The 4,542-nt window shown below is 37.8% G+C and carries 6 protein-coding genes; 3 read left to right on the top strand and 3 right to left on the bottom strand.

All coding sequences use genetic code 11. The features are described 5' to 3' along the window. Both AC1DRF_RS17450 and AC1DRF_RS17445 read left to right on the top strand, forming a co-directional pair. Nucleotides 1-868, top strand: an 868-nt coding sequence (locus AC1DRF_RS17450) for a carbohydrate ABC transporter permease (RefSeq protein WP_477741259.1), incomplete at its 5' end; no start/stop codon positions are given. Between the two features lie 14 nt (nucleotides 869-882). Next, on the top strand, nucleotides 883-1,695 hold the full coding sequence (locus AC1DRF_RS17445) for a carbohydrate ABC transporter permease (RefSeq protein WP_013056150.1): 813 nt from the start codon (nucleotides 883-885) through the stop codon (nucleotides 1,693-1,695). A gap of 34 nt (nucleotides 1,696-1,729) precedes the next feature. Here AC1DRF_RS17445 and AC1DRF_RS17440 read toward each other — a convergent pair whose 3' ends face one another. Beyond that, nucleotides 1,730-2,185 carry a hypothetical protein gene (locus AC1DRF_RS17440; protein WP_230184569.1) on the bottom strand — a complete coding sequence of 152 codons (456 nt, stop codon included), beginning with the start codon at nucleotides 2,183-2,185 and terminating at the stop codon, nucleotides 1,730-1,732. Nucleotides 2,186-2,383: 198 nt separating this feature from the next. Here AC1DRF_RS17440 and AC1DRF_RS17435 point away from each other — a divergent pair, with 198 nt between their 5' ends. After that, complete coding sequence (locus AC1DRF_RS17435; RefSeq protein ID WP_013056148.1) at nucleotides 2,384-2,512, top strand: hypothetical protein; 129 nt, start codon at nucleotides 2,384-2,386, stop codon at nucleotides 2,510-2,512. Between the two features lie 44 nt (nucleotides 2,513-2,556). On the opposite strand, the gene AC1DRF_RS17430 is transcribed toward AC1DRF_RS17435, so the two are convergent. Together AC1DRF_RS17430 and AC1DRF_RS17425 are read right to left on the bottom strand one after the other, a co-directional pair. Further along, complete coding sequence (locus tag AC1DRF_RS17430) at nucleotides 2,557-3,702, bottom strand: THUMP domain-containing class I SAM-dependent RNA methyltransferase (protein ID WP_427075441.1); 1,146 nt, start codon at nucleotides 3,700-3,702, stop codon at nucleotides 2,557-2,559. Between the two features lie 209 nt (nucleotides 3,703-3,911). Continuing rightward, a partial coding sequence (locus AC1DRF_RS17425) for an alpha-amylase family glycosyl hydrolase (RefSeq protein WP_477741258.1) occupies nucleotides 3,912-4,542 on the bottom strand: 631 nt, incomplete at its 5' end.

The raw sequence follows: 4,542 nt of genomic DNA, 5'->3' as shown, positions 1-4,542 counted from the left end.
CTCTAAAAGCCGACATCTATGGTTGTTTTTACTTCCCGGCTTTATCATATATACTGTTTTCTTTGCCTTGCCAACGCTTTCTGCTTTATTTTTAAGCACAACTGATTGGAATGGATTGTCTTCTCAGTTCTCATTTGTAGGGCTTCAAAACTTCAAAGAAATTTTAACAAACGATGCTATTTTTACACAGTCTCTTACAAACAACTTAAAGTTCACAATTGGCGTGCTGATCTTTCAAACGTTATTGAGCTTGGGATTTGCACTTTTACTTTATAAAAATTCTGCATGGAATACATTTTATCGCTCACTCTTTTTTGTACCGACGATTATTTCGTCCGTGTCGATTGCCTTCACGTGGAACTTTATGTATGACCCCAACATTGGAGGAGTTAACCTATTTTTAAGTAAAATAGGCCTTGAGCATTGGACCCAGTCTTGGATTGGAAATGGACATATCGCAATTTACAGCTTGGCTTTTGTACAATTTTGGGCACATACTGGTCAAATGCTTATTATTTTTGTAGCTGGAATTCAAGCTATTTCCAGTGAGTTATATGAAGCTGCTAGTATTGATGGAGCAACACGATGGCAAAAATTCAAGCGCATTACGTGGCCTCTGTTAGCTCCAGCTACGACAATGGTTGTAGCTTATACGACCATACAAAGTTTTAAAGCATTTGATTTAATCATTGCAATGACAAATGGAGGTCCCTCCAACTCAACTGAAATTCTTTCGACACTTCTTTATCACGAAGCTTTTATTAATTTTCGTTTCGGCTATGCCTCTGCCATTTCAGTTGTATTTATGATTGTAATTGCTCTTTTAACGTTTCTTCAATTTCACGTACTTCGTTTGACCAAAATGTAAAAGGAGATTCTTTTATGAAACAAAACCCATTCAGACAACTGATTTTAGGGATATACGGTTTGATCATTCTGTTGCCCTTAAGCTTGGTTTTATTAACAACCTTTAAAACAACGCCTGAACTTTACAGCAACCCAATCGGATTACCAGCAGGCTGGAATATTGAAAATTATAAACAGCTGCTCGTCAATGAACCCATCTTTGGCTATATTAAAAACAGCGTGATTGTTACCGTCTTTAGCACGTTTTTTATTCTATGGTTTTCAAGCATGATTGCTTATGCTATTATTCAGCTACCTCAAAAGCTTGGATGGATTGTATACGGCTTTTTTGTTTGCGGAATGATTGTCCCTACTCAAGTCAATATGATTCCTGTCTTTTTGCTGATGAATAAGCTTGGACTCGTCAATACGCTAACAGGAGTCATTATCGTCTCTATAAGTTTTTTGCTTCCCATCGGTGTGTTTATTATCACGGGGTTTATGAAAACTTTGCCAAGGGAACTATTCGAAGCTGCTCGCATGGACGGAGCGTCAGAGTGGAAAATATATTCAAAAATCGCTCTTCGACTCTCAATACCATCAATGGCTACAGTAGGAATTTTTTCGTTTGTGATTGTGTGGAATGATCTGTTATTCCCTTTGCTGTTGTTAAAATCTAAAGAAGTAAAAACGCTGCCTATTGCACTATTGGACTTTCAAGGGGAATTTCTGACTAATTACCCTATGCTGTTTTCAGCAGTCGTTCTTTCTTCTATCCCATTATTGATTGCGTACGTGTTCTTGCAAAAGCATTTCATTTCAGGAATGACATCTGGGGCATTAAAATAGCAGGCAAGAAAATCACGTTTCCCTGCCTGTCCCTTTATTCGATAGGATTATTTTTTAAAGCACGCTGAGGTTTCGGTTTCTCTACTACTAGATGTTGGTAAACGTACATTAAAGCAGCTTTCAACAGAAAGATACCTAGCAAATGGTACTCTTTAAATGTGCCTACCCTAAAAAGCTTTGCACGGCTCATAGCTCGTTGAAAAGGATAAACAAAAAATGTATCTACGATTGCATTTAATAACATATACCTTCCAAAATGGCCATATGTGAACTTTTTAATCCATAAAGAACCTGCTAAAAATAGACCTAAAAGAAAAGCAGCTTCAACTGTTAGATATGGACGAGGAGGATTAGGGAATATCCACCACTTCTTTTTTTCAGCAATATAGCTTTCAACCATAATTAAAAAGGAAATAAACATAGTAGATGATAAATAGCGCTTAATATGCTGTCGTCCTATAAAAGGGATGGTTAACCATGAAAGAAGCATCAGCCCCCCCAAAAATCCGTGCTAATCGATTTTTTCTCATTTTATCACCTCTTAGGTTTTAGTATGAGATTTCCCTTTCGTAAATATGTTAGAAATAAGCTAATCATTTCTCGTTTTAGGCCTGCTATTGAAAAGAAATGAATACATATATTGCCCTGCTACTCGCTCATACTATAAAAAACATAATGGGGTGAGTATATGCATGATTATTATGACGGACTATATAAATACCTGCTTAATGCTACATTTTGGTTTATTTTATTAATTGTCGTGCTCGGTATAGGCATGTTTGGAATGCTAGCTTATCGAGGTTTGAAAAAGAAATAACGTACAAAAGCCAAGCTGGTTTTTACACCGCTTGGCTTTTGTATTTATTGATCGTTGCGTGGAGGACGAGGTCCCCAATATTGATAGTAGTCTGTTTTAATAAACCCGTTAAACAATTTGCGTTTTTTCGTTGCTTTTTTACCGTAGTATTGTTCAAATTGTTCATGAGATGTAAGCATATAAATCGACCACGTATCAAGCTTAGAAAACGCTGCGCCCATTTCAGCGTACATTTTTTCAACAGAAGGACGATCGCTTAAACGTTCGCCGTACGGAGGGTTACCAATAATAATTCCATATTCTTTCGGCGTCGTAAAATCGCGCACTTGCATTTGCTTAAATTGAATTAAATCTCCAAGTCCAGCTTCAAATGCATTTTGCTCCGCTACTTTTACCATACGATGGTCAATATCATGACCAGCAATATCTAGCACTTGGTCGTAGTTCGCTAAGTCTTCTGCTTCTTCGCGCGCTTTGTCCCAAATACTTGCTGACATCCATGGCCATTCTTCTGATAAGAAGTCACGGTTAAATCCTGGTGCAATATTTTGACCGATAAGCGCTGCTTCGATAGCAATTGTACCTGAACCGCAAAAAACATCGACAAACGGACGATCCGCATTCCACGGCGTTACCATAATTAGAGCCGCTGCCAGCGTTTCTTTTAAAGGAGCTTCCCCTTGCCCAACGCGGTAACCGCGCTTATGAAGTCCTGCACCGCTTGCGTCAATTGTTAATGTAGCAACATCTTTTAATAGCGCTACTTCAATTTTAAACGTTGACCCTGTTTCTTCGAGCCAGCCTGTTGTTTTGTTATAATGTTTTTTCATGCTGTCAACAATTGCTTTTTTCACAATGCTTTGACAATCTGATACGCTGAACAATTTAGATTTAACTGATTTTCCCGATACAGGAAACTGTGCATCTACGGGCAAATAATCTCCCCAATTTAATGCTTTTGTTTGTTCAAAAAGCTCATCAAACGTACGAGCTTTGAACTGTCCAACCTGCACTTTAATTCGATCTGCTGTACGAAGCCATAAATTGCAGCGAGCAATTGCGAGCTCGTCCCCTTCAAAAATAACCTTGCCATTATCTACTTCACAGTCATATCCTAAAGCACGCACTTCTTTAGCGACCAGTGCTTCAATACCCATTGCTGCTGTTGCAATAATTTTATATTTCGCCATTTTTCAACCTCATTTTGTTTCTAATTATCTACACTAAGTGTAAAAGTACCATATACATGCGCCGTAGTCAAAGCTTTCTCCATCTTTTTATTAAAATGCAAAAACTGCTGGCTTTGGATAGAGCCAGCAGTTTCTTCACCTATGTCGCCTATAAATGTGTTTTTAAAAGCTTTTCACTTTAAGATTGCGCAATCGGTTGCTCAACTTGTTTATGAAAGTAAGTATACACGTGTTTCATATGGGTGCAGCATACATTTTTCAAGCGTTTCATTTTTATCCAACGGATAATTATGAATCAGCACTTCTCTGTTTGAAAACGAGCTCTCTGAAGGAAACTCGAACGTTTGATTTTTCGGTGACATATTACAAATAACAACAGCGGTTTTACCTTCTAATGTTCGCGTATACGCGTAAATAGCGGAATCTTCTTCTGCCAATAGCTTATAAGTTCCATACACCAGCACATCATGCTGTTTTCTAATTTTAATGAGCTGTTTGTAAAAATTCAGCACCGAATTTCCATCAATTTTCTGCTCTTCTACGTTAATATCTACGTAATTTGGATTCACCTTCATCCAAGGGGTACCAGTAGAAAACCCTGCATTTCTTTCTGTATTCCACTGCATTGGCGTTCTTGAATTATCGCGGCCTGTTTCCCAAATCACTTTCATAATCTCGTCATGTGTATCGCCTTTTTCACTCTGAATACGGTAGTAGTTAATCATACCAACATCATCATAATCGTCAATAGAATCAAACTTAACATTGGTCATTCCAAGTTCTTGTCCTTGATAAATAAACGGTGTTCCTTTCATTAAAAAGTATAGTGCAGCTAAGCAC

The organism is Priestia sp. P5_B4 (assembly GCF_056400385.1).
The sequence above is the reverse complement of the archived record's forward strand: the minus strand, read 5'-3'. Positions and strand labels throughout refer to the sequence as shown.